Source organism: Actinomycetospora sp. CA-101289, from assembly GCF_050955895.1.
In the GTDB taxonomy this organism is placed as follows: Bacteria; Actinomycetota; Actinomycetes; order Mycobacteriales; family Pseudonocardiaceae; genus Actinomycetospora.
The window spans coordinates 4,582,254-4,604,476 of the sequence record NZ_CP192093.1 but is presented as its reverse complement, the minus strand read 5'-3'; the positions used below and the strand labels follow the sequence as shown (position 1 = coordinate 4,604,476).

Annotated in this window: 28 protein-coding genes; 16 read left to right on the top strand and 12 right to left on the bottom strand. The window is 75.9% G+C overall.

The features are described 5' to 3' along the window. Positions 1-31: 31 nt before the first annotated feature. Together ACQPX6_RS22995 and ACQPX6_RS22990 are read right to left on the bottom strand one after the other, a co-directional pair. A complete protein-coding gene (locus ACQPX6_RS22995) occupies positions 32-637 on the bottom strand; it encodes a ribonuclease H family protein (protein WP_433788331.1) in 606 nt (201 codons plus the stop codon). 15 nt (positions 638-652) lie between these two features. Beyond that, positions 653-1,843, bottom strand: a complete 1,191-nt coding sequence (locus ACQPX6_RS22990; protein ID WP_433782731.1) for an MFS transporter — start codon at positions 1,841-1,843, stop codon at positions 653-655. Positions 1,844-1,997: 154 nt separating this feature from the next. Here ACQPX6_RS22990 and ACQPX6_RS22985 point away from each other — a divergent pair, with 154 nt between their 5' ends. From ACQPX6_RS22985 to ACQPX6_RS22970, 4 genes are all read left to right on the top strand, one after another. Continuing rightward, positions 1,998-2,438, top strand: a complete 441-nt coding sequence (locus ACQPX6_RS22985; protein WP_433782730.1) for a VOC family protein — start codon at positions 1,998-2,000, stop codon at positions 2,436-2,438. A 43-nt stretch (positions 2,439-2,481) separates the two neighbouring features. Beyond that, a complete protein-coding gene (locus ACQPX6_RS22980) occupies positions 2,482-3,876 on the top strand; it encodes an NAD(P)/FAD-dependent oxidoreductase (protein WP_433782729.1) in 1,395 nt (464 codons plus the stop codon). A gap of 88 nt (positions 3,877-3,964) precedes the next feature. Continuing rightward, positions 3,965-4,363 (top strand): ATP-binding protein, encoded by a 399-nt coding sequence (locus ACQPX6_RS22975; RefSeq protein ID WP_433782728.1) that lies wholly within the window; start codon positions 3,965-3,967, stop codon positions 4,361-4,363. A 34-nt stretch (positions 4,364-4,397) separates the two neighbouring features. After that, positions 4,398-5,228, top strand: coding sequence for an alpha/beta hydrolase (locus tag ACQPX6_RS22970; protein WP_433782727.1), 831 nt, complete (start codon positions 4,398-4,400; stop codon positions 5,226-5,228). A 4-nt stretch (positions 5,229-5,232) separates the two neighbouring features. On the opposite strand, the gene ACQPX6_RS22965 is transcribed toward ACQPX6_RS22970, so the two are convergent. After that, positions 5,233-6,378, bottom strand: coding sequence for an AI-2E family transporter (locus ACQPX6_RS22965; protein ID WP_433782725.1), 1,146 nt, complete (start codon positions 6,376-6,378; stop codon positions 5,233-5,235). A 137-nt stretch (positions 6,379-6,515) separates the two neighbouring features. On the opposite strand from ACQPX6_RS22965, the gene ACQPX6_RS22960 reads away from it, so the two are divergent. The 7 genes from ACQPX6_RS22960 to chrA are packed head-to-tail and all read left to right on the top strand — an operon-like array spanning position 6,516 to position 10,157. Then, a complete protein-coding gene (locus ACQPX6_RS22960; protein ID WP_433782723.1) occupies positions 6,516-6,683 on the top strand; it encodes a hypothetical protein in 168 nt (55 codons plus the stop codon). Between the two features lie 14 nt (positions 6,684-6,697). Beyond that, on the top strand, positions 6,698-7,162 hold the full coding sequence (locus tag ACQPX6_RS22955; RefSeq protein ID WP_433782722.1) for an acetyltransferase: 465 nt from the start codon (positions 6,698-6,700) through the stop codon (positions 7,160-7,162). Between the two features lie 33 nt (positions 7,163-7,195). Then, positions 7,196-7,606, top strand: a complete 411-nt coding sequence (locus ACQPX6_RS22950; protein WP_433782720.1) for an NUDIX domain-containing protein — start codon at positions 7,196-7,198, stop codon at positions 7,604-7,606. Positions 7,607-7,660: 54 nt separating this feature from the next. After that, positions 7,661-7,828 (top strand): hypothetical protein, encoded by a 168-nt coding sequence (locus tag ACQPX6_RS22945; RefSeq protein ID WP_433782718.1) that lies wholly within the window; start codon positions 7,661-7,663, stop codon positions 7,826-7,828. After that, positions 7,825-8,331: a Chromate resistance protein ChrB gene (locus ACQPX6_RS22940; RefSeq protein ID WP_433782717.1), complete on the top strand. Its 507-nt coding sequence runs from the start codon at positions 7,825-7,827 to the stop codon at positions 8,329-8,331. The genes ACQPX6_RS22945 and ACQPX6_RS22940 overlap by 4 nt, the downstream gene beginning before the upstream one ends. Then, the gene (locus ACQPX6_RS22935) at positions 8,328-8,759 is read left to right on the top strand and encodes a chromate resistance protein ChrB domain-containing protein (protein WP_433782715.1); all 432 of its coding nucleotides are present in this window, start codon (positions 8,328-8,330) and stop codon (positions 8,757-8,759) included. Before ACQPX6_RS22940 ends, ACQPX6_RS22935 begins: the two co-directional genes overlap by 4 nt. Before the next feature lie 6 nt (positions 8,760-8,765). After that, positions 8,766-10,157: a chromate efflux transporter gene (gene chrA, locus ACQPX6_RS22930; protein ID WP_433782713.1), complete on the top strand. Its 1,392-nt coding sequence runs from the start codon at positions 8,766-8,768 to the stop codon at positions 10,155-10,157. 20 nt (positions 10,158-10,177) lie between these two features. On the opposite strand, the gene ACQPX6_RS22925 is transcribed toward chrA, so the two are convergent. Continuing rightward, positions 10,178-11,566 (bottom strand): protein kinase domain-containing protein, encoded by a 1,389-nt coding sequence (locus tag ACQPX6_RS22925; protein ID WP_433782711.1) that lies wholly within the window; start codon positions 11,564-11,566, stop codon positions 10,178-10,180. Between the two features lie 138 nt (positions 11,567-11,704). Between ACQPX6_RS22925 and ACQPX6_RS22920 the strand changes: the two genes are divergently transcribed. After that, positions 11,705-12,166, top strand: coding sequence for a group II truncated hemoglobin (locus ACQPX6_RS22920; RefSeq protein WP_433782710.1), 462 nt, complete (start codon positions 11,705-11,707; stop codon positions 12,164-12,166). Here the strand turns inward: ACQPX6_RS22920 and ACQPX6_RS22915 are convergent. The 3 genes from ACQPX6_RS22915 to ACQPX6_RS22905 form a co-directional block, all read right to left on the bottom strand. Further along, a complete protein-coding gene (locus ACQPX6_RS22915; RefSeq protein ID WP_433782709.1) occupies positions 12,163-12,936 on the bottom strand; it encodes an SDR family oxidoreductase in 774 nt (257 codons plus the stop codon). The two genes, ACQPX6_RS22920 and ACQPX6_RS22915, sit on opposite strands and share 4 nt — an antisense overlap. Positions 12,937-12,970: 34 nt before the next feature. After that, entirely contained in the window at positions 12,971-13,921 is a 951-nt protein-coding gene (locus ACQPX6_RS22910) for an MBL fold metallo-hydrolase (protein ID WP_433782708.1), read from the bottom strand. A 214-nt stretch (positions 13,922-14,135) separates the two neighbouring features. Then, positions 14,136-14,675: a MarR family winged helix-turn-helix transcriptional regulator gene (locus ACQPX6_RS22905; protein WP_433782707.1), complete on the bottom strand. Its 540-nt coding sequence runs from the start codon at positions 14,673-14,675 to the stop codon at positions 14,136-14,138. A 95-nt stretch (positions 14,676-14,770) separates the two neighbouring features. On the opposite strand from ACQPX6_RS22905, the gene ACQPX6_RS22900 reads away from it, so the two are divergent. The 3 genes from ACQPX6_RS22900 to ACQPX6_RS22890 all read left to right on the top strand — a co-directional run bounded on the left by ACQPX6_RS22900 (position 14,771) and on the right by ACQPX6_RS22890 (position 17,216). Further along, the gene (locus tag ACQPX6_RS22900) at positions 14,771-15,706 is read left to right on the top strand and encodes an NADP-dependent oxidoreductase (protein WP_433782705.1); all 936 of its coding nucleotides are present in this window, start codon (positions 14,771-14,773) and stop codon (positions 15,704-15,706) included. 125 nt (positions 15,707-15,831) lie between these two features. Then, on the top strand, positions 15,832-16,764 hold the full coding sequence (locus ACQPX6_RS22895; protein ID WP_433782704.1) for an acyl-ACP desaturase: 933 nt from the start codon (positions 15,832-15,834) through the stop codon (positions 16,762-16,764). 122 nt (positions 16,765-16,886) lie between these two features. Further along, entirely contained in the window at positions 16,887-17,216 is a 330-nt protein-coding gene (locus tag ACQPX6_RS22890; protein ID WP_433782703.1) for a hypothetical protein, read from the top strand. On the opposite strand, the gene ACQPX6_RS22885 is transcribed toward ACQPX6_RS22890, so the two are convergent. The 3 genes from ACQPX6_RS22885 to ACQPX6_RS22875 form a co-directional block, all read right to left on the bottom strand. Then, positions 17,186-18,055, bottom strand: coding sequence for a slipin family protein (locus tag ACQPX6_RS22885; protein ID WP_433788330.1), 870 nt, complete (start codon positions 18,053-18,055; stop codon positions 17,186-17,188). The two genes, ACQPX6_RS22890 and ACQPX6_RS22885, sit on opposite strands and share 31 nt — an antisense overlap. A gap of 108 nt (positions 18,056-18,163) precedes the next feature. Beyond that, positions 18,164-19,240 (bottom strand): sensor histidine kinase, encoded by a 1,077-nt coding sequence (locus ACQPX6_RS22880; RefSeq protein WP_433782702.1) that lies wholly within the window; start codon positions 19,238-19,240, stop codon positions 18,164-18,166. Between the two features lie 10 nt (positions 19,241-19,250). Continuing rightward, positions 19,251-19,928: a response regulator transcription factor gene (locus ACQPX6_RS22875; protein ID WP_433782701.1), complete on the bottom strand. Its 678-nt coding sequence runs from the start codon at positions 19,926-19,928 to the stop codon at positions 19,251-19,253. A gap of 87 nt (positions 19,929-20,015) precedes the next feature. Between ACQPX6_RS22875 and ACQPX6_RS22870 the strand changes: the two genes are divergently transcribed. After that, positions 20,016-20,591 carry a VanZ family protein gene (locus ACQPX6_RS22870; RefSeq protein WP_433782700.1) on the top strand — a complete coding sequence of 192 codons (576 nt, stop codon included), beginning with the start codon at positions 20,016-20,018 and terminating at the stop codon, positions 20,589-20,591. 10 nt (positions 20,592-20,601) lie between these two features. Here ACQPX6_RS22870 and ACQPX6_RS22865 read toward each other — a convergent pair whose 3' ends face one another. Both ACQPX6_RS22865 and ACQPX6_RS22860 read right to left on the bottom strand, forming a co-directional pair. Next, positions 20,602-21,510: a hypothetical protein gene (locus ACQPX6_RS22865; protein WP_433782699.1), complete on the bottom strand. Its 909-nt coding sequence runs from the start codon at positions 21,508-21,510 to the stop codon at positions 20,602-20,604. Continuing rightward, complete coding sequence (locus ACQPX6_RS22860) at positions 21,507-22,166, bottom strand: RNA polymerase sigma factor (RefSeq protein WP_433782698.1); 660 nt, start codon at positions 22,164-22,166, stop codon at positions 21,507-21,509. The genes ACQPX6_RS22865 and ACQPX6_RS22860 overlap by 4 nt, the downstream gene beginning before the upstream one ends. Between the last annotated feature and the right edge of the window lie 57 nt (positions 22,167-22,223).

Sequence of the window (22,223 nt, the reverse complement as noted above, 5' to 3'; positions counted from 1 at the left end):
GTCCGGGCGGGACCGGCGTCGCCGTCGAGGGTCAGGCCGAGGCCTTCGACTCCTCGACGGCGAGCCGGTCCACCAGGTCGTTCATCTCGTCGCCCGAGTGGCCCTTGGTCCACCGGAACGACACGTCGCCGCGCTCGTTGACGAGCGTGATCAGCGGTTCCCAGAGGTCGCGGCTGACCACCGGCTTCTTCGCGCTGGTGACCCAGCCGCGGGCCAGCCAGCCCTTCCACCAGCCGTCGCGGAAGCAGTTGACGACGTAGGTCGAGTCGCTGACCACCACGAGCGGGCCGTCGAGGGCCCGCACGGCCTCGAGGGCGGCCCGGATCTCCATGCGCTGGTTGGTCGTCGGGGACTCGCCGCCGCTGTCCTGCCGGCCGTCGCGGGTGGCCCAGGCCCAGCCGCCGGGGCCCGGGTTGCCCGAGCACGCGCCGTCGGTCCACACCTCGAGCGCGCCCTCGGCGGCCGGCATGTCCGGACGGGGTGCCTTGGCCGGCTTCTTCTTGCCGCTGCCGGAGGCCGCCGGGCTCGTCCCGGCGCACGCTGCGTGCGCCCACCGCTCGCCGGCGCGCGCGATCTCCTCGCCGGGCCGGACGGCGCCGGCGCAGACCCCGCAGGTGGTGTCGTACTTCGCGGTCATCGGCACCGCATCAGGCTAGGTGGCCCGGGTGCGCAGGACGGAGCCGGTGGCGCCGGCCGCGACCATCACGATCACCAGGGCGCAGAGCACCGACGCCACCGGGGCCAGGCCCCAGATCTCGACGGCCACGCCGGCCAGGAGGCTCGAGACGGCGGCCGCGAGGTAGCAGAACAGGTACACCGCGGCGAGGGTGGCGGCGTGCACGCCCGCGGGGCTGCGCTCGAGCAGGACGCGCATGGCGGCGGCGAACGCGACCCCGAACCCCGTCCCGGCGATCACGGCGGCGACGAGGTACGTGGCGAAGCTCCCGAACGCGATCGCCGCGATGAAGCCGCCGGTGCCGACGACGAGCACGGCCGACCCGCCCGCCAGCGCCGGCGCGGTCCGCCACCGGCTCGCGGCGAGCCCCGCCACCGGGCCGGCGAGGTGGAAGACGGCCACGGTGAGCGCGCCGCTGAAGAGGTCGGTGCGCCCGAGCACGGACACCGACACCGACGGGGCCAGCGCCTGGGTGAAGCCCCCGAGCACGTAGGTGGCCGCGACGAGCACGCAGACCACGGGGAACACCGCCCGCGCGGCCGCCGGGACCGCGACCTCGGGGCGCAGTGACCGCACCGCCCCGGGTTTCCTCGTCACCGTCTCCGGCAGCAGCCCCACCGCCACCGCGGCGACGGTCAGCAGGGCGGCGGTGACCACGAACGACAGCACCGGCGCGCGCTCCGGGGCGAGCTGCACCGCCGCGCCGGAGGCGAGCGCGCCGATCGCGATGCCCCCGGGCGGTGCGCCGCTGGTGACCGCCCCGGCGAGGCCCGGACGGGAGGCGGGCGCGAGGTCGACGACGAACGCCCCGAGCGCGCTGAGGGCGAGCCCCACCGACAGCCCCTGCGCCGCGCGCCCGACGATCAGGGGTGCGGCCGAGTCCACGGTCGCGAGCACGAGGCACGCCACCGCGCCCACCAGCAGCGCCGGCACGGCCACCCGTCGCCGGCCCAGGTGGTCCGACAGGCTGCCGCAGCACAGGAGCGCGGCGAGCAGCGGCAGGATGTAGATCGCGAACGCACCCGTGAGCGCGACCGTCGAGACCCCGTAGGTCTGCTGGTAGACGACGTAGAGCGGCGCCGGCACCCCGGCCGCGGCGCAGACCGCGACGAGGCAGACGGACGCCGTGGTGAAGGTGGTCGCGGGGCGGGACCGGGCGCGGAGCACCGGGGCCTCAGGTCGTCCCGTCGCACGGGGCGACGGGCGGGGCGGGGGGCATCACGCCCAGCGTAGGCCGATGTCGAGATCGCGGCGGCGGCTCCGTCCCGGGGCGGGAGCGCGGCGCCCGGCCGCGCGACGGAGCAGAGGAGACCCGAGCACCATGGCGATCAAGCGGATGGACCACGTCGGCGTCGTCGTCGACGACCTCGAGGCCGCCGTCGCGTTCTTCGTCGAGCTCGGGATGGAGCGGGCGGGCGGGGTGATGCCGGTCGAGGGGCGGTGGGTGGACCGGGTCGTCGGGCTCGACGACGTCCGCGTCGACGTCGCCTTCGTCCAGACACCGGACGGGCACGGCCGCCTCGAGCTGACGGCGTTCCACCACCCGGTGGCCACCACCGCCGAGCCGAGCGCCCCGGCCAACACCCAGGGCCTGCGTCGGCTGATGTTCCTCGTCGACGACGTCGACGACGTGATCGCGCGGCTGCGGCCCCACGGTGGCGAGCTCGTCGGCGAGGTCGCGCAGTTCGAGGACGTCTACCGCCTCTGCTACCTGCGCGGCCCCGGCGGGATCATCGTGGCGCTGTCCGAGGAGGTCGCCTGATCACCCGGTTTCGCCGCGCCCGCCCGCGGGGGAAGCCTGCGCGGTGACCAGCGCCGAACGCACGGACCAGTCCGGGGAGGCCCGGCCCCGGGTCGTCGTCGTGGGGGGCGGGTTCGCCGGGTACAACGCGGCCCGGTCCCTGGCCCGCTCGGTGGGCGGCACGGCGGAGATCGTGCTGGTCAGCCCGACCAACTACTTCCTCTACCTGCCCCTGCTCCCCGAGGTCGCGAGCGGGGTGCTGGAGCCCCGCCGCATCTCCGTGTCGCTGGCCGACACGCTGCCGCGCGCGGTGTCGCACGCCCAGGGCGAGGTCGACGACATCGACCTCGCGGGGCGGCGCGTGCGGTGGATGGACCCGGAGGGCCGCCACCACACCACGACCTACGACCGCCTCGTGCTGGCCGTGGGCAGCGTCCACAAGCTGATGCCGATCCCCGGGCTCGCCGAGTACGCCCACGGCTTCCGCGGCATCCCCGAGGCCCTCTACATGCGCGATCACCTGATCCGCCAGATCGACCTCGCGACGATCACCGACGACCCCGAGGAGCGCCGCGCCCGGTGCACCTTCGTCGTGGTCGGGGCGGGGTACACCGGCACCGAGGTGGCCGCCCAGGGCGTGCTGTTCACCCGCGACCTCGCCCGCGCCCGGGGGCTGGGCGACGACGCGGTGCGGTGGCTGCTGGTCAGCCGGGGCCGGGTGCTGTCCGGCCTCGACGAGCACCTCGGCGCCACCGCCGACCGCGTCCTGCGCGACCGCGGCGTCGAGGTGCGCACCGGGGACACGGTCGAGGAGGCGACGGCCGACGGCGTCCGGCTGCGCGACGGCGAGGTCGTCCCCACGCGCACGCTCGTGTGGTGCGTCGGGGTGCGCCCCGACCCGCTGATCGAGGACGTCGGCGTCGAGCTCGCCCAGGGCCGGGTGGTCGTCGACGCGACGCTCACCGTGCCCGGGCACCCCGAGGTGTTCGCGTGCGGCGACGCCGCGGCCGTCCCCGACCCCGGCCGGCCGGGCGAGTACACGGCGATGACCGCCCAGCACGCCGAGCGCCAGGGCAAGCTGGCCGGCCGCAACGTCGCGGCCTCGCTGCGGGGCGGACGTCTGCGCCGCTACCGCCACCGCGACCTCGGGTTCCTCGTCGACCTCGGCAGCACCGACGCCGCCGCCAACCCGCTGCACCTGCGCCTGTCCGGGCTGCCCGCCAAGACGGTCACCCGGGGCTACCACCTGCTCTCGATGCCCGGCAACCGGCTGCGCACCGCCACGGACTGGCTCCTCGACGCCGTCCTGCGGCGGCAGTCGACCCAGCTGGGCCTGGTCCGGTCGGCCTCGGTGCCCCTCGACTCGTCGTCGCCCGAGGTGCCCCACCACCCGCGGATGCCCTTCCCGCCCGAGCGCTCGGCCGGCGACCGGGAGGCGGCGGACCCGGGCCGGAGCTGACTGCTCCAGGGGACCGCCGTACGGTGCCTGCAGGGCGGTGCACAGCCGGGCACCGCCGGGACGGGCACCACGGGAGGGCGAGCGCCGGATGTCCACGCTGCAGGCGTCGTTCGAGCTGCCCCCGACGCTGTCCGCGCCCCGCACGGCGCGCGTGGTCCTCGGCGAGCTGCTCAACGCGTGGGCCGTCGACTCGGGCGTCGTCGAGGACGCGGCGATGCTGGTGCACGAGGTGGTGGCCAACGTCGTCGACCACGCCGGCAGCGACGTCGCCCTCGAGGTCGACGTGGTCGCCGCCGATGCGTGGGTACGGGTCGGGGTCGCCGACGGCTCCTCGATCCGTCCGGTGGTGCGCGAGCTCGACCCCAACGCCTCGCGCGGGCGCGGCATGCAGATCGTGGCGTCGCTGGCCCACCGCTGGGGCTCCGAGGAGCGCGACGGCGGCAAGCGCGTCTGGTTCGACCTCGAGCGGGGCCCGCGCGGGACGTGATCGGGTCCGCGCCCGGCTGACAGACTCCCGCGCCGTGACCGCACCGGCGACCTTCGTGCTGGTGCACGGCGCGTTCTCCTGCGCCGCGCACTGGGGACCCGTCGCCCGGGGGCTGGCCCGCCGCGGCCACCGCGCCCTGGCCGTCGACCTGCCCGGGCACGGGCTCGACGCCCGCGTCGTCGTCGGCGACCCGGCCACGTCGCCGAGCGGGATGGTCGCCCGCTCGACCGCGGGTGACGTCGAGGTCGTGCTCGAGGCCGTCCGGGCGGCCCACGAGCACGGGCCCGTCGTGCTCGTCGGGCACAGCCGCGGCGGGCTGACCACCACGGCTTGCGTCAACGCCGCCCCCGAGCTCGTCGACCACCTCGTCTACGTCTCGGCCTGGTGCTGCGTGACCGGCGGTCCGACGGCCTACCAGGGCGCCCCGGAGTACGCCTCGGACCTCGACGCGCTCCTGCCGCGGCTGGTGGCGGCGCCGCCCGCCGAGCTCGGCGCGCTGCGGGTCGACTGGGGGCTGGACGACCCGGAGCTCGTCGACGGCCTGCACGGGGCGCTGCTCGCCGACGGCACCCGCGCCGAGCTGCTGGCGATGCTGCGCAGCATGGACACCGACGAGGCCCTCGTGATCGACGAGGACGCCGTGCGGGTCGACCCGGCGCGCTGGGGCCGTGTGCCGCACACGTACGTCCGCCTCGGCCGCGACCGCGTCATGCCGCCCGCCCTGCAGGACCGGTTCGTCGCCGAGGCCGACGCGGCGGTGCCCGACCGCCCGTTCCGCGTCGTCGACCTGCCCAGCTCCCACCTCGGCGTGCAGGTCCACCCGGAGCCGCTGGCCGAGCACCTCGTGCAGGTGGCCGAGACCTGACCGCTCAGTCGTCGGCGTCGAGCCGCGGGAAGACGGTCTCGTGGAGCAGCAGGTGGGCCGCCGCGGCGATCGGGATGGCGATGAGGACGCCGATGATGCCGTAGAGGGCGCCGCCCAGCAGCACCGCGATCAGCGTGAGCAGCGCGGGCACCTTGACGACCCGGCCGACGACGCCCGGGAAGACCAGGTAGTCCTCGAGGAAGCGGTAGAGGACGAAGAAGCCGACGGTCAGCCCGCCGACCGTGGGCGACACGGTGAACGCGACCAGGCTCGCGATGATGCCGGCGGTGACCGAGCCCGCCACCGGGACCAGGTCGAGCACGGCGACGACGGTCGCGAGCAGGAACGGGTAGGGCACCCCGAGCGCGAGCAGCACCGCGAGGCTGCTGAGGCCGGCGATGAGCGACACCAGCACGTTGCCGAGGACGTAGCCGCCCACGCGCTGGGCGATCGCGTCGCCGAGGAGCACGGCGCGCGGCCGCCGCGAGGCGGGGACGAACCGGTAGGCGGTGCGCCGGATGCGGGGCAGGTCGGCCACGAAGTAGACGGCGAGCACGACCACGACCACCGTCGAGCCGAGAGCGCCGAACACGGTGCGTCCGACCGCGAACGCCTGGTCGCCGGTGAGGTACTCCTGGAGCCCGAAGCGCGCGTTGAGGTCGCCGATGAGGGTGCCGCGGTCCTGCGCCGCCCGCAGGTAGGCCGGGGCCTGCGCGGCCTGGTCGGCGAGCAGCGGCCCGACCAGCAGGACGAAACCCGTCGCGGCCGCCAGGCCCACGACCACCACCGCGAGGACCCCGAGCCACCGCGGCCACCGGTGCCGGACCAACCACGACACGACCGGTTCCGCGCCCAGGGCCAGGAAGAGCGCCAGGCCGATGAGGACGAGCTCGCTGCGGGCCAGGTAGACCAGCCAGGAGGCGGTCAGGACCAGCACGACGCCGGCCGCGGCGGCCGCGCCCCGCAGGAAGGTCGACCGCCGGTCCAGCGGCGGACCCAGCGGCCCCAGCGGCGCGTCCGGGGTGCTCAGGCCGTCGGCCGACGCCTCGGCCCGGGCGATCGGGCCCTCGTCAGGGGTGTGCGGCTGCCCGATGAAGTCGTGGTGCGCGCGACGGGCCGCGCCGTCGAGGTCCTGGGTCTGCTGGCTCACGCGCTGGTCCTCCCGTCCGTCCGCATCCGGACGTGGTGCCCGGGGGCGCGGCCGCCGTACACCTGGGGGAGGAGCGGTTCGCCCGACGTCGTCCCGCGGGTACACCGCGGACCCGGAGCACCAGGACGGAGCGAGCGATGGACGACGGCCAGCACCCCGACGACCCCGACGCGCGCCGCGACGAGGCCCTCGACGACGCCGAGGACGACACGCTGTCCGCGACCGACGTCGACCCGACCGGCAACGCGGTGCGCAACGACGCGGTCGAGAGGACGGAGGACGCCGCGTCCCGGTCCCCTGGCTGACTAGCGTGTCCGGCGTGTCCCGCGCCGGATCACCCTGGACCCTCCGCGACGCCGTGCCCGACGACCACGACGCGCTCGTGCGCGTGTGGCGCCGCGCCGTCGAGGCCACGCACGACTTCCTGACCGCCGCCGACGTCGACGGGTTCGAGGAGCAGGTGCACGGCATCCTGCCGCGCGCCGCGATCCGGGTGGCGTGCGATCCCGACGACGCCGCGGTGGTCGGCTTCCTCGGGTCGCGCGGGGGCGAGGTCGACATGCTCTTCGTCGACCCGGACACCCACGGCCGGGGCGCGGGGACGGCGCTGCTCGAGGAGGTGGCCGCCCACCACGCGATCCTCACCGTCGACGTCAACGAGCAGAACCCCGCGGCGCGGGCGTGGTACCGGCGGCGGGGCTTCGTCGAGATCGGGCGCTCGGCCACCGACGCCGACGGGGCGCCCTTCCCGATCGTCCACCTGCGGCGCTCCACGCCGCCCTGAGTGGCGGGCGGTCCGTCCGGGCAGACTGCGCCCATGCTCCGGAGCGAGGCCGCGGGTGGGGTGGTCGTCGACCCACACGGCCGGGTGGTCGTCGTCCGCCAGCGGGCCCGGACGTGGTCGCTGCCCAAGGGCCACGTCGAGGACGGCGAGGACGTGCTCGACGCGGCCCGGCGCGAGATCCACGAGGAGTGCGGGCTCACCGACCTGGAGCTGGTGCGCGAGCTGGGGTCGTACACGCGTCCGGGGTTCCGGTACGGCCTGCCCGAGCGCAAGACGATCACGCTGTTCCTCTTCCGGAGCCCCGAGGCGACCCTGCAGCCCCTCGACCCCGCCAACCCGGAGGCCCGTTGGGTGGACCGGGTATCGGTCGCGAGGACGCTGTCGAACCCCGTCGACGGCCGCTTCTTCCGCCGGCACGTGCTGCCCCTGCTCGACGGGAGCTGAGCGCCCCGGCTCCGATCTCTGGTGCAACCGCGGTTGCTGTGCAACGGTGGTTGCATGGTGCCGGAGCGTCTCACCGTGCTGGTCGTGCTGGTGACCGGGCTGTCGCTGCTCGCGCTGCCCGACGCGGCGCAGCTGCTCGCCGCGCTGTGGCTGGGCGCCGCGGGGGCGGCGTGGTGGCTCAGCGGGCTGCTGCGCGAGCGCCTGCCGGAGGACCGGCGGTGAGCCCGCCCGACGCCCCCGGCGCGTGGGTGCTGCTGACCCACCGGCTGCCGCGCGAGCCCTCGACGGCGCGGGTGGCGCTCTGGCGCAAGCTCAAGCGGCTCGGGGTCGCCCAGCTCGCCGACGGCGTGGTGGCGCTGCCCGCCGACGCCCGCACCCGCGAGCAGCTCGAGTGGCTGGCCGAGGAGGTCATCGAGGGCGGGGGCAGCGCCGCGGTGTGGGACGCCCGCCCGTCCAGTCGCGACGCGGAGCGGGACCTCGCCGCCGCGATGAGCGCGGCGCGCGCCGCGGAGTACCGGGCGGTGATCGACGAGGCCCGCGCGGCGCGCGCCGGCGACGGCGCCGGGCGGGCCGCGGTGGTGCGCCGGCTGCGCGGGGAGCTGCGCCGGATCGGGCGGCGCGACCACTTCCCGCCCGACGAGCGCGCCCGGGCACGCCACGCGGTGGACGAGCTGGCCGCCGCCGACGCGCCGGTGGCGGGCGAGGACGAGGAGGTCCGTCCGTGAGGTGGGCGACGCGGGCGCACATGCACATCGACCGGGTGGCGTGCGCGTGGCTGATCCGGCGGGTGATCGACCCGGCGCCGGAGTTCGTCTTCGTCACCGACCCGGCCGACGTGCCCGGCGACGCCACGCCGTTCGACATGCGCGGGGTCGCGCTGTCCCACCACGGCGGCGACTGCAGCTTCGAGACGATCCTGCGCCGCTACGAGGTCACCGACCCGGTGCTGTGGCGCATCGCCGAGATCGTGCACGAGGCCGACCTCGACGACGAGCGCTTCGACGCCCCGGAGGCGCCCGGCGTCGACGTGGTCGTCCGGGCGCTGGGCCTGGTGTGCGACGACGACGCCCTGCTCGCCCACACCGGCCCGCTGTTCGACGGGCTCTATGAGTACTACCGCCGCGCCACCCTGCTCGGACGCGACCCCGCCTGAGGCCCCGTGTCCACGAGTCCCTCTCCCCGCACGCCCGACGAGGCCGCGCCGTCGCCGGACCTCGTCCCGTTCCGCGCGGCGCTGCGCGCCTGGTTCGCGATCTCGTGGCAGACCTTCGGCGGTCCGGCCGGCCAGATCGCGGTGATGCAGCGCGAGCTGGTCGACCGCCGCCGCTGGATCGGCCAGCGCCGGTTCCTGCACGCCCTGAACTACTGCATGCTGCTGCCCGGCCCGGAGGCCCAGCAGCTCGCGATCTACGTCGGCTGGCTGCTCAACGGCGTCCGCGGCGGCCTCGCCGCGGGGACGCTGTTCGTCCTGCCCGGCGTGCTCACCCTGCTCGTGCTGTCGGCGATCTACGTCGCGGCCGGCGACACGGTCCTGGTCACGGCACTGTTCGCGGGCCTCGCGCCGGCGGTGGTCGCCGTGGTGGTGCAGGCCGTGTGGCGGGTCGGCCGGCGGGCCCTGACCCGGCCCGGGCTCGTCGCGCTCGCGGTGGCGTCGTTCCTCGCGCTCACGCTCTTCGGCGTGCCCTTCCCGGTCGTCATCGCCGTCGCGGCCGGCCTGGGGTGGCTCCTGCACCGCGTCCGGCCCCGCGCGCCCGCCGAGGAGCAGCGCGGTCCCGACGACGGGCCCGCCCCGGTGGTGGCCGACGAGGCGCTGCACGCGACCCGGCCGACGGTGCGCCGCGCGGTGGGCATCCTCGCGGTCGGCGCGCTCCTGTGGGGGCTGCCGCTGCTCGCGGTCGTCGTCCTCACCGGCGCCGGGAGCGTGTTCACCACGCAGGGCCTGTTCTTCTCCGGCACCGCGCTGGTCACGTTCGGCGGCGCCTACGCGGTGCTGGCCTTCGTCGCCCAGCAGGCCGTGCAGACCTACGGCTGGCTCACCGCCGGCGACATGGTCCGCGGCCTCGCGCTCGCCGAGAGCACGCCGGGGCCGCTGATCATGGTGGTGCAGTTCGTCGCGTTCCTCGGCGCGTACCACCACCCCGGAGGCATGGATCCGTGGGTCGCGGGTGTGCTCGGGGCCCTGCTCACGACGTGGGTGACCTTCGTGCCGTGCTTCCTGTTCATCTTCCTCGGCGCGCCCCACATCGAGCAGCTCCGCCACAACCGTGCCCTGTCCGCCGCGCTGACCGGGATCACCGCGGCCGTCGTCGGCGTGATCGCGAACCTGGCGGTCTACTTCGCCGGGCACACCTTCTTCGCCGCGCACCAGCGCGTCCGGCTCGGCGTGCTCGACCTCGAGGTGCCCGTGCTCTCCAGCCTCCAGCCCACGGCCGTCGTCATCGCCGTGGTCGCCGCCCTGCTCATCTTCTGGCGCGGCTGGCCGGTCCTGCGCACGCTGGGCGTCTGCGCCGTCCTCGGGCTGCTCGGCGCCGTGGTCCCGCTGCTGCTCTGAGCTCGCAGGGCGCCGCGACGTCAGCCCTCGCCGCCACCCTCGCCGCCACCCTCGCCGCCGCCCTCCCCGCCGCCACCGCCGCTCGAGCCACCCCCGCCCCCGCTGCTGCCGCCTCCGGCGTCGCCACCGCCGCCACCACCGCCGCCACCACCGCCACCGCCGCCGCCGCCACCGCCGCGGCCGCCGCCGCCCCCGCCCTCACCGCGGCCGCCCTCCCCGCCCCGTCCCGGCCCCCCGCCGCCGTCCACGGCCTCGGGGGCCGCGCCGGAGGGCACCGGTGAGGTGGTGGTCCGGCCGGTGGACCGGTCGGACGAGGCGGTGGCGGACGCCGTGGTGGGCTCGGCGCCGGTCGATCCCGGGGCCGGCGCGGATCCGTCGCCGCCGGAGAGCGCGAGCGCCACGACGACGGCGAGGGCGAGGGCCACGATCGCCCCGACCGCGACCAGACGACCCCGCGCCGCGGGCGGAGCCGTCGCCGGACGCCCGGCGTGGGCTCCGGCCGGCACCGTTCCCGCCACCGTCGCCGCCCCACCGTCGCCGCCCGACCACGGCAGGGGCGCGACCAGGGTCTGCGGGCGCGTACCCGCCACCGTGTCCGCGCCCCGGACCTGGGCGCCGGCGTCGGCGAGCGTGCCGGCGACCTCGGTGGCGGTCGGCCGGACGGTCGGGTCGAGGTGCGTCATCCGCTGCAGGAGGTCGTCGAGGCCGAGCGGGAGCGCGGGGACGGCCGGGGGACGCGCCAGGCGGGCCATCGCGGCCTCGACGCCCGTCCCGTCGTACTCCCGCCGGCCCGAGAGCATCTCGAGGACGACCAGGCCGAGCGCGTAGACGTCGGCGGGCGGCCCCACCACCTCGCCCCGGACCTGCTCGGGTGCCATGTAGGCCGGCGTCCCGATGACGAAGCCCGTGCTGGTGGCCTGGGCGCCGTCGGCGGCCCGGGCGATCCCGAAGTCGCCGAGCATCGGGCGTTCGCCGAGCAGGATGTTCGCCGGTTTGACGTCGCGGTGGGTGATGCCGTGGCCGTGGATGTAGGCGATCGCGCCCGCGATCTCGGCGCCGATGCCCGTGGCGACGTCGGGCGGGAGCGCGCCCTCGCGTCCGAGGCGCCCGGCGAGGCTCTCGCCCGGGATCAGCCGCATCACCAGGTAGAGCCGCCCCGCCTCGTCCTCGCCGGCGTCGAAGAGGTCGACGAGGTTGGGGTGGTGCAGCTCGGCCAGGAGCGTGAGCTCGCGGCGTTGCCGCACGCGTTCCTCGGGCTCCAGCGTCGCCGGGAAGAGCTTGAGCGCCACCTCGCGCCCGAGGGAGCGGTCGGTGGCGCGGTGGACCTCCGCCGAGCCGCCACGTCCGAGCGGTGCTCCCAGGTCGTAGCGGCCGGCGATCCTGCGCGGTGGGGACGCCGGGTCCGCCATGACCGCCCTCCTCGACGTCGTGCGACGCGAGCGCGTCGCCGGTGACGGGTCCCGGACCTTATCGAGACCGTGACCCGTCCGCGGCCCGAGGACGTGAACAGCGTCTCCACGGCCCGCCCGTGTGATTACGCTGTTGCAATGCCACCGACGCTGTACGAGTGGGCCGGCGAGCGCGAGGCCTTCCGCCGCCTCATCGACGCCTTCTACGACCGGGTCGAGCGGGACGACCTGCTCTCCCCGCTGTTCCCGGGCGGGGTCACCGAGGATCACCGCGCGCACGTCACGCTGTGGTGGATCGAGGTGTTCGGCGGGCCGAGCGACTACACCGACCAACTCGGCGGGTACGAGCGCATGCTCGCCCACCACCTCGAGCTGCACATCACACCCGACCAGCGCCGGCGCTTCGCCGAGACCATGCACCGCGCCGCGGACGACGCCGGCCTCCCGGACGACCCGGAGTTCCGCGCGGCCTTCGTGGGCTACGTCGAGTGGGGCACCCGCCTCGCGCTGCAGAACTCCCAGCACGCCGCCGAGGTGGTGGAGCGGGCTCCCGTGCCCCGCTGGGGGTGGGGCGTCGCGCCGCCGTGGCAGCCCTCCTAGGGGATCGGCAGCATCCCGCCGTCGCAGCGCAGGGTCGTGCCCGTGATGAACGCGGCCGGGGCGCTGCAGAGGAACGCGGCGGCGGCCCCGAACTCGGCGGGGTCCCCGTAGCGGCCGACGGGGATCGTCCCGCGGACCTCCGCCTCGACCTCTTCGCGCGAGCGCCCGGTGCGCTCCGCGGCCGCCGTGTCCACCTGCCCGGCGCGGGCCGTGGCGATCCGGCCGGGCAGCAGCGAGTTGACGGTCACCCCGGACGGCGCCACCTCGGTCGCGAGGGTCTTGAGGTAGGCGGCCAGTGCCGCCCGCCCCAGGTTCGACAGCGCGAGACCGGGGATGGGCGCCTGCACGCCGCTGGAGCTGATGCTCAGCACGCGGCCCCACCCGCGGTCGACCATCCCGGGCAGCGCCAGGCCCAGCAGCACCTGGTGGGGGACGACGAGGGTCGCGACCGCCGTCCGGACGCCCTCCGGTCCGACGTCCCTGGCGGTGCCCGGAGTGGGGCCCGGGCCGTTGAGCACCAGGATGTCGGGCTCGCCCACCCGTTCGACAGCGGCCGCGTACAGCCGCTCCGCGCCGCCGGGCTCGACGAGGTCCACCGCGATCCCCACCGCGCCCGGCAGCCCGGCGGCCGCCTCCCGGACGCGCTCCTCGGACCGCCCGGTGATCACGACCGTCGCGCCGTCCTCGGCCAGCGCCGACGCGGTGGCGAGCCCGAGGCCCGACGTCGAGGCGCACACCAGCGCCGTCCTCCCCGCGATGCCCAGGTCCATGCCCGCTCCTCCTCTCTCGCCCGATGGGCTGTGGTCACGCCAGGCAGGTCAGGGGCCGGCCCCCGTTGAACGCGACCATGTCGCCGAGCGCGCCGGGGAAGTCGATCGGCCCGCCGCGCTCGGCGACCGGCACGGTCAGGTCGGCGTAGGCGCGGTGCAGGTTGCCGACGATCCGTTCGGTGTCGGTCCACTCCGCGTACGCGCCGAGGTCGGTGCCGCGGGCCAGCTCGAGGGGCGTGACGCCGGCGGCGTGGCCGTCGCGGGCGACGTCGCGGACGAACCGCAGGTAGCCCAGCACGTCGTCGATCATCGCCGGCCCACCGACCGGGCCGTGTCCCGGGACGATCGTCTGCGCGCCGAGGGGGCGCAGGAAGCCCTCGAGGACATCGATGGCGCCCAGCACCGAGCCCGAGAGCAGGAACGGGGTGCCGCCGTGGAAGAGGAGGTCGCCGGCGAAGAGCACCGAGCGCTCGGGCAGCCAGACCACCACGTCGTTGGTGGTGTGCGCGGGCCCGCCGGCGTACAGGAGCTCGCACCGCAGGTCGTCGGCCCACAGCGTCATGCGCTCGGCGAAGGTCAGGAAGGGCAGCGTCAGCTCGAGGTCGCCGTAGTCGACGTCGGTCCAGATGCCGGAGTTGTGGGGCAGCCCCAGCGCGCGCATCTCGGGGCGAGCCCGCTCGTGGGCGACGATCGCGGCGCCGGTGAAGAGCCCGTTGCCCGCCGTGTGGTCGGGGTGGTGGTGGGTGTTGACCAGCGTGCGCACCGGCGCCGCGGTGACGCGGGCGATCGCGTCGAGGAAGCCCCGGGTCCGGCGCTCGGTGGCGCAGCTGTCGATCGCGCTGACACCGTCGCGGGCCACGAGGAACCCCGTGTTGTTGATCATCCAGCTGCCGTCGGGCTGGATGTACGCGTGGACGCCCTCGCTGACCTCCACCAGCTCGGAGTCCGGCGGCGCGTCGTCGCGGTCGACCAGGGGCTTGCTCACGGGGTTCCTCCAGGCCGGCGGGGCAGGCTCACGTCACCGGCCAGGGTGTCAGGACACGGCGCCCGGGACCGGACGCGGGCAGGTCGCGGCGTCGAGGGCGGGGAGCCCGGCGCTCTCGGCGGTCCCGAGCAGGATGCGCGCGCGGACAGGGCGCCGATGAACCGCCGGCCCCGGGTCGCCCGGATCGACAGCGGCGCCGGCGCGCCCAGGCCGGTCACCGGTCCTCACGGCCGCCGGCGCCGGTGTTCCCCACGCCGCGCCGGGAGCGGCGGCGGGACGCCGACGAGCGGGGCGGGGCCGCGCGCATGTGGTCGCGGATCGGGGTCAGGAGGTCGGCGAGGGCGTGGGCGTCGTCCTGCGAGAGCGGCTCGAAGAGCAGGTCGCCGACGACCTCCTCGTGACCGGGCAGCACCTCCGCGATCAGCGCGCGCCCGGCGTCGGTGATGGAGACGACGACGGCGCGGTCGTCGTCGGGGGAGGGGGCGCGGGAGACCAGCCCCGCCTTCTCGAGCAGCCCCGCCTGGTAGGTCAGGCCGCTGCGGCTCACGACGACGGCGTCGGCCAGGTCGGTCATGCGCTGGCTGCCGGTGGGCGTCTGCGCGAGGCGCATGAGCACCTGGAACCGCACAAAGGTCAGGTCGCCGGCCTCGCTGAGCTGCTGCTCGATGGCGTACCGCAGCAGGCTCGACACCTCGATCAGCGCGAAGTAGGCGCCGAGCCGGACGGGGTCGACGGCGTGCGGCGGTTCGGGCATCGGGGGAGTCTACTTGTTGCGAACTCGAAGCATCAGTACTGTCGCGGTAGGTGCTTCGAGTTGGAAGCACCATGCCGCTCCCAGGAGGCACGGACGTGAAGGCAGTGCGGTTCCACGAGTTCGGCGGCCCCGGGGTCCTCCGGTACGAGGACGCGGAGCAGCCGTCGCCCGGGGCGGGCGAGGTGCGGCTGCGCGTGGCCGGGACGACGTTCAACCCGGTCGACGACGGCATCCGCGGGGGCTGGCTGCAGGGGCCCTTCCCGGTGACGCTGCCGCACGTCCCGGGCATCGAGGTGGCGGGCACGGTCGACGCGCTGGGTGAGGGCGTGGACGGGCTCGAGGTCGGCGAGGAGGTCGTCGGCTTCCTGCCGATGGTGGCCGACGGGGCGTCCGCGGAGTACGTCGTCGCGCCGGCCGAGGTCCTGACGCGCGCGCCGTCGGGCGTCGCGCTCGCCGACGCGGCCGCGATGCCGATGGTGGCGCTGACGGCGTGGCAGGCGCTGTTCGACGACGCGGAGCTGACGGCCGGGCAGCGCGTGCTGATCAACGGCGCGGGCGGGGCCGTCGGCGGCTACGCGGTGCAGCTCGCGAAGCACGCCGGCGCCCACGTGATCGCCACCGGGAGCCCGCGCAGCCGCGAGGGGCTGACGGCGGCGGGGGCCGACGAGGTCGTCGACCACACCACCACCGACGTGGCCGCGGCGGTCGGCGAGCCGGTCGACGTCCTGCTCAACCTCGCCCCGGCGGACCTCGACGCGCTCGTCGCCCTGGTGCGCGACGGCGGCGTCGTGGTGAACACCGTGGTCCAGACGCCGACGCCCGCCGACGACGGGCGCGGTGTGCGCACGGTGGGCGTCTTCGTCCGCAGCGACCGGGAGCAGCTGGCGCACCTCGTGGAGCTCGTCGACCGCGGCGAGCTGCGCGTCGACGTCGGCCGGCGGGTGCCGTTGGACGAGCTGGCCGCGGTCCACGCGGAGGCCGACGCGGGCACCCTGCGCGGCCGGGTCGTCGTCCTGCCGCCGAGCGCCTGACGCCGTCCGGCGGTCCCGCCGGCGGCTACCCTCGGTCCTGCCAGACGCCGCGGCTCCATCGCCGACGAGATCGCGGGACCCATCCGCGCGGTCCTGTGTCCGAACCGCTGGCTGAGAGCGACACCATGACGATCTCCGACAGCACCCGTCTCCTCCTCGATCTCGAGCCCGCGGTCGCCGAGAACCTTGACCGGCACCTGGGGGTCGCCAAGGAGTGGATGCCGCACGAGTACGTGCCCTGGAGCCTCGGGCGCGACTTCGCCGACCTCGGCGGGGACGCCTGGGCGCCCGAGCAGTCGGCGCTCTCGCCGGTGGCCCGCACCGCGCTCGAGGTCAACCTCCTCACCGAGGACAACCTGCCGAGCTACCACCGCGAGATCGAGCGGGCGTTCGGGCGCGAGGGCGCGTGGGGGACGTGGGTGCACCGGTGGACCGCCGAGGAGGCCCGGCACGCCTACTGCATCCGCGACTACCTCCTCGTGACCCGGGGCGTCGATCCCGACGAGCTGGAGCAGGCGCGGATGCAGGTGATGCAGACGGGGTTCGACTCGGAGGAGAAGGCGATCCTCAACGTGCTCACCTACGTGTCCTTCCAGGAGCTGGCGACCCGGGTGTCACACCGCAACACCGGCAAGGTGGCGGGGGACCCCCTCGCGGAGAAGCTGCTCACGCGGGTGTCCACCGACGAGAACCTCCACATGGTCTTCTACCGCAACCTCGCGAAGACGGCCCTGCAGATCGCGCCGAACGCGACCGTGCGGGCGATCACCGACGAGGTGGTCGGCTTCGAGATGCCGGGTGCGGTGATCCCGGGCTTCACCCGCAAGGCCGTGCAGATCGCCCACGCCGGCATCTACGACCTGCGTGTCCACCACGACGAGGTCATCTGGCCGCTGCTGCGTCAGTGGGGGGTCTTCGAGCTCGAGGGGCTCGACGCCGAGGGCGAGCAGGCGCGCACCGAGCTCGCCGACTTCCTGACCGGTCTGGAGGCCCAGGCCGTGCGGTTCGAGGAGAAGCGCGACCGCGCCCGGGAGCGCGCCGCCGCTCGCGCCGGGTGACGGCCACGGCGGCCTCCACGGATCGGGCACTGGTGCCCGGAGCGGCCGTCGTGGACCATCACCGGCAGACGACCCCCCGGACCCGGAGTCGCGTGGCACCACACCGATTCCGGGAGCGTTCCGTGGAGACCGACGACGACGTCCTCGTGTTCGTGGCCATCGACGGGTCCGGCCGTTCGTGCCCCGGCGTCTCCGCCGCGGTCCTCTCCCGGGGGTTCGCCCAGGGCCTGGTCGGGCCCCACGGCGACGTCGTCGGGGTCGCCCTGGACCCCGGCGCCGTGCTCGCCGCCCTCGACGGGTTCGTGCCGACGAGCCGCGAGACGCGCACCGAGTACTCCGCGATCCTGGAGCTCGCCCTGATCGCCGAGGTCCGCGGTGCGCTGGTGGGGTGCGACCGCGAGGACCCCGGGAGCCGCTCGGGTCAGTCGGGGTTGCGGGCGGCGCCGCCCTGATCGCCCTCGTCCGGCACCGCGGTGCCGGGCGTCGGGACGACGGCGCCGTTGGTCGGCGCGGCCTCCACGGCGGGTGCCGGGGCGGACGTGGCGGCCGCGGGCCCGCCGCTCATGTGGTCGAAGAACCGCAGCAGCTCGACCGGGAAGGGCATCACCAGCGTGCTGTTCTTCTCCGAGGCCACGTCGCTCACGGTCTGCAGCAGCCGCAGCTGGAGCGCGCCCGGGGTGTCGCCCATGGCCGCCGCGGCCTGCGAGAGCTTGGTCGAGGCCTGGAGCTCGCCGTCGGCGTTGATCACCCGGGCCCGCCGGTCGCGCTCGGCCTCGGCCTGACGGGACATCGAGCGCCGCATCCCCTCGGGGAGCGAGATGTCCTTGATCTCGACGCGGTCGATGGTGATGCCCCACTCCTCGGTGGGGGTGTCGATGACGCTCTTGAGCTCGCCGTTGATCCGGTCGCGGTCCGAGAGCAGCGTGTCCAGGTCGGCGCGGCCGATGACCGACCGCAGGGACGTCTGGGCGACCTGCGAGGTCGCCTGCAGGTAGTTCTGCACGTTGATCACCGCGCGCACCGGGTCGCTGACGCGGAAGTAGACGACCGCGTCGACCCCGACCGTGACGTTGTCGCGGGTGATGGCGCTCTGGGACGGCACGTCGAGGACGACGATCTGGATCGACAGCTTCGACATGCGATCGGCGAAGGGGATCATGAGGCGCAGCCCCGGCCGGCGGATCTCCGGTAGGAGGCGGCCGAAGCGCAGGACGACGCCCCTCTCGTACTGCTGGACGAGGCGGACGCTCGCACCGGCGACGATGAGGACGATCAGCGCGGCGACGACGATCGTGATGATGACGGCACTCACAGGGGACTCCGCCCGACGAGGAGGGGCGGGGCTCGCCGGGGGTCCGGGGCCAACTCCGCTGATGGCTCGAGGCTACGCCGACCGGGGTCACCCGGGGAGGCGCACCGCGACGCAGAGCCCGCCGCCGGCGCCCGGCGTGAGGGTGAGCTCGCCGTCGTGGGCCCGGACGATGCTCTCGACGATGGCCAGGCCGAGACCGACTCCGGCGTGGCCGGTGCGGACCCGCCCGGTGCCGCGCGCGAACGGCTCGGTGAGGGTCTCGACGACGTCCGGGTCGAGCTCCTCGCCGGTGTTCTCGACCGTGAGCAGGACCGACCCGGAGACGGTGGCCGTGCGCAGCCGGACGCTGCCGTGCGCGGGCAGGTTGTGGTCGACGGCGTTGAGCAGCAGGTTCGTGACCATCTGCAGCAGCAGGGCGGGGGAGCCGCGGGTGGGCGTGACGTCGCCTGAGGTCTCGACGGTGACGCCGTGCTCCTCCGCGAGCGGCAGGAGGGTCTCGGTCGCCTCCTCCGCGACCAGCGAGAGGTCGACGTCCTCGGGGATGAACGCGCGCTGGTCGGCACGGCTGAGCAGCAGCAGGGCCTCGGTGAGGCGGATCGCCCGGGCGTTGACCGCGCGGAGACGCTCGTCGAGCTCGCCGCCGTCGCGCGCCGGGTCGTCGCGGGCGACGTCGAGCAGGCTCTGCGTGATCGCCAGCGGGGTGCGCAGCTCGTGGGAGGCGTTGGCGGCGAACCGTCGCTGCTCGGCGACGTGCGCCTCGAGCCGGACGAGCATGCCGTCGAACGCGTCGGCGAGCTCGCGGAACTCGTCCTGCCGGCCCTCGAGCGCGACGCGGTGGGAGAGCGACCCGGCCGCGGCGGTGCGGGTGGCGTCGGTGATGCGGGCCAGCGGGGCGAGCATCCGGCCGGCGAGGACCCACCCGCCCCCGAGGCCGACCACCACCAGGAGCACCAGGACGGCGGCGGCCCGCGGCGCGAAGACGTCCAGGAGCTGGGACCGCACCGGGAAGACGCCGGGGGAGAGCCCGCCGTCGCCGGGGACGATGAGCAGCGCGGTGTCGGGGATGTAGCGCAGGAGGAACAGCCACACGACGGCGAGCAGCAGGGCGCCGGCGAGCACGAGGAAGCCGGCGTAGCTGAGGGCGAGCCGGAGGCGGACGCTCACGCCCGGCGCCCTAGCCACGGCCGTCGCCCCCGGCGTCGATGCGGTACCCGACGCCGGGCACCGTGGCGATCAGCCAGGGCTGGCCGAGCCGCTTGCGCAGCGCCGAGACGGTGATGCGCACGGCGTTGGTGAACGGGTCGGCGTTCTCGTCCCACGCCCGGGCCAGCAGCTCCTCGGCGCTCACGACGCCGCCCTCGGCGGCCACGAGGACCTCGAGCACGGCGAACTGCTTGCGGGTCAGCGCGACGTAGCGGCCGTCCCGGTGGACCTCGCGGCGGAACGGGTCCAGCCGCAGCCCGGCGATCTCGCGGACCGGGGGGCGGTGGTGGGCGCGCCGACGGTCGAGCGCCCGGACCCGCAGCACCAGTTCGCGCAGGTCGAACGGCTTGGTGAGGTAGTCGTCCGCGCCGAGCCCGAACCCGGAGGCCAGGTCGTCGAACCGGTCGGCGGCGGTGAGCATGAGGATCGGCGTCCCGCTGCCGGACGCGACGAGGTGGCGGGCGACGTCGTCGCCGGAGGGACCGGGGACGTCGCGGTCGAGGACGGCGACGTCGTAGGTGGTGGTGGCGAGCAGGTCGAGGGCGGTGTCGCCGTCCCCGGCGACGTCGGCGGCGATGGCCTCGAGACGCAGACCGTCGCGGACGGCCTCGGCCAGCCAGGGCTCGTCCTCGACGACCAGCACCCGCATCACCCGATGCTAGGGAGCGGCACCTATCGCCGCCGTATCGGAATCCGCAGACGCGCCGGCAACACGGCGTCTCGTTGACTGGGCGGCGTGGAGATCACCTCGTGGTACTTCTGGCTCGCGACGTTCACCGGCCAGGCGCTGCTCCTGGTGGTCGCCCTGCCGTTCTCGGCCCTCGTGGTGTGGGCCCTGGCCGTCCGGCGCCGGTCGCGTGGCGCGTCGGCGGCGTGGGCGTGGCGGTCATCGCTGGCCGACGTGGGGATGGTCCACGGGACGCTGCCGTGGGTGTGGATGACCATGCTCCCCGGCAGCCACGCCGGCGCCGTGCCGGGGCGCCTGAGCCTGGTGCCGCTGGAGGACCTGCCGACGATGGGGTGGCCCGGGATCGCCGGGAACCTGCTGGTCTTCGTGGCCCTGGGGTTCTTCGCGCCGGTGCGGTGGGCGGCGCTCGCATCGGTGCCCCGGGTCCTGGCGCTGGCCGCGAGCTGCTCGGTGCTCATCGAGGTCGCGCAGTACGTCCTGCGGCTGGACCGCGTGTCGTCCGTGGACGACGTCCTGCTCAACACCGCCGGTGCGGGGCTGGCCGCCCTGGCGTTCCACCGCTGGTGGCGCACCGCGGCGACCGACGGCGCGGCGACGTCGGAGCGTCGACCGCTCGCGGCGTGACGTGCCGGGTCTACCCGTCGTCGCCCGCGGACCCGCGACCCCGGCCCGGCGGATCCGCCGGCGGCCCGACGGACCGGCCCTCGGCCCGGCCGTTCCGGTCCGTCGCCCGTCCCGGCGGGGTGGCCGGGGGTCCGACCGAACGGCCCTCGGCCGGCTCGCCGCGGCCGACCTCGGCGCTCTCCCGGGCCGCACCGGGGGCGTCGGTGCCGGGTGCGGCTCCGGCTCCGGCTCCGGCTCCGTCGCGCGGGGCGGTCGCCGTGGGCAGCGTGCTCGACGTGGCCGCGCCGGACTCGGCCGCCGACCCGGGGGCCGTCGGCGCGATCGGCGCCGCCGGCGGGGCGGCGCAGTAGCCGTCGACGTTCGGGGCACCGCCGGCCGCGTCGATCAGCGGGCCGAACGCGGGGTCGGTCGTGCGGTCGGGCGTGGTGCTCGCGCCCGCGGCCCCCCAGGCGCCGCAGGTCGCGACCCGGACGTCCTCGGGCAGGCCCGCAGCGACCCGTCCGTCGCCCTCCGGCACGGGGGCGGGGGCCGACGCGGCGGGCGGCGCCACGGCGGGGGGCGCGTCCCGCAGCACCACGGTCGCGGCCCCCACCGCGACCCCCGTGGTGGCCAGGGCGAGCGCCAGCGCGGCGGCGAACCGGCTCGGCGCACGCCACCACCCCGCGGTCCGGAGAGCGACGCCCCTCGACCCCGGACCGGGCGCCGGCACCTCGTCGCCGGCGGTCCCGGCCGGGGTGCCGTCGCGACGGGCGGCCACGAACGCGCTGGCGGCGGCGGTCTCCCCGGCGGTCTCCTCGCGGTGGGCGGGCGCGGACGCCGCGACGAGCAGCTCGCGCAGCGGTCCGCTGCCCCCGCCGTCGAGCAGGTCCTCCGACTCCGCGCGGGACGGACGGAGCCCGCGCGCACGGTCGCCCGTCATGTGCGCTCCTCCGGCCCGCTCGGTGCCTGTTCGATCTGCCGGGCGAGCGTCTTCAGTCCCCGGTGGGCCGCCACCCGGACCGCCCCGGCCCGCTTGCCCAGCACGGTGCCCGCCGCCTGCGCGCTGAGCCCGACGACCGCGCGCAGCAGCACGGCCTCGGCCTGGTCCCGCGGCAGCGAGGCGATGATCTCCACCGCCTGGGCCGTGGACAGGGCGGCGATCGCCGCCTCGGCGGTGTCCCCCGCGGCGGTGAGGTCGGCGAGCTCCGGCAGGACCTGCAGGCCGAGGGGCTCGGCGCGTCGTCGGCTGCGTGCCTTGACGAGATCCAGCGCCCGGTGGCGGGTGATGCTCGCCGCCCACCCGCGGAACCCGTCCAGGTCACCGAAGAACGTCGGGAGGTCGCGGGCGATCTGCAGCCACGCCTCGCCGGTGACGTCGTCGGCGTCCTGCCCGACGAGCGCCCGCGCGTAGCGGAACAGCCGCGGCTGGAGCTCGCGGTAGAGCGTCACGAACCCGGCGGGGTCGCCCCCCATCGCCCGCTGCAGGGCGTTCTCGAGGTCGGCCGGCTCGCCCACGGCCGGCTCCGACGGTGGTTCGACGGGGTCGCCGCCGTCGGGGTGCAGACCGGCCGGCGGGGTGCGCGCAGGGCCGGTCACCACAGCGCGCCTCCTCCCGCCGTCCCCGGCCCGCGCGGCCCCCCGACGAGCCGCGCG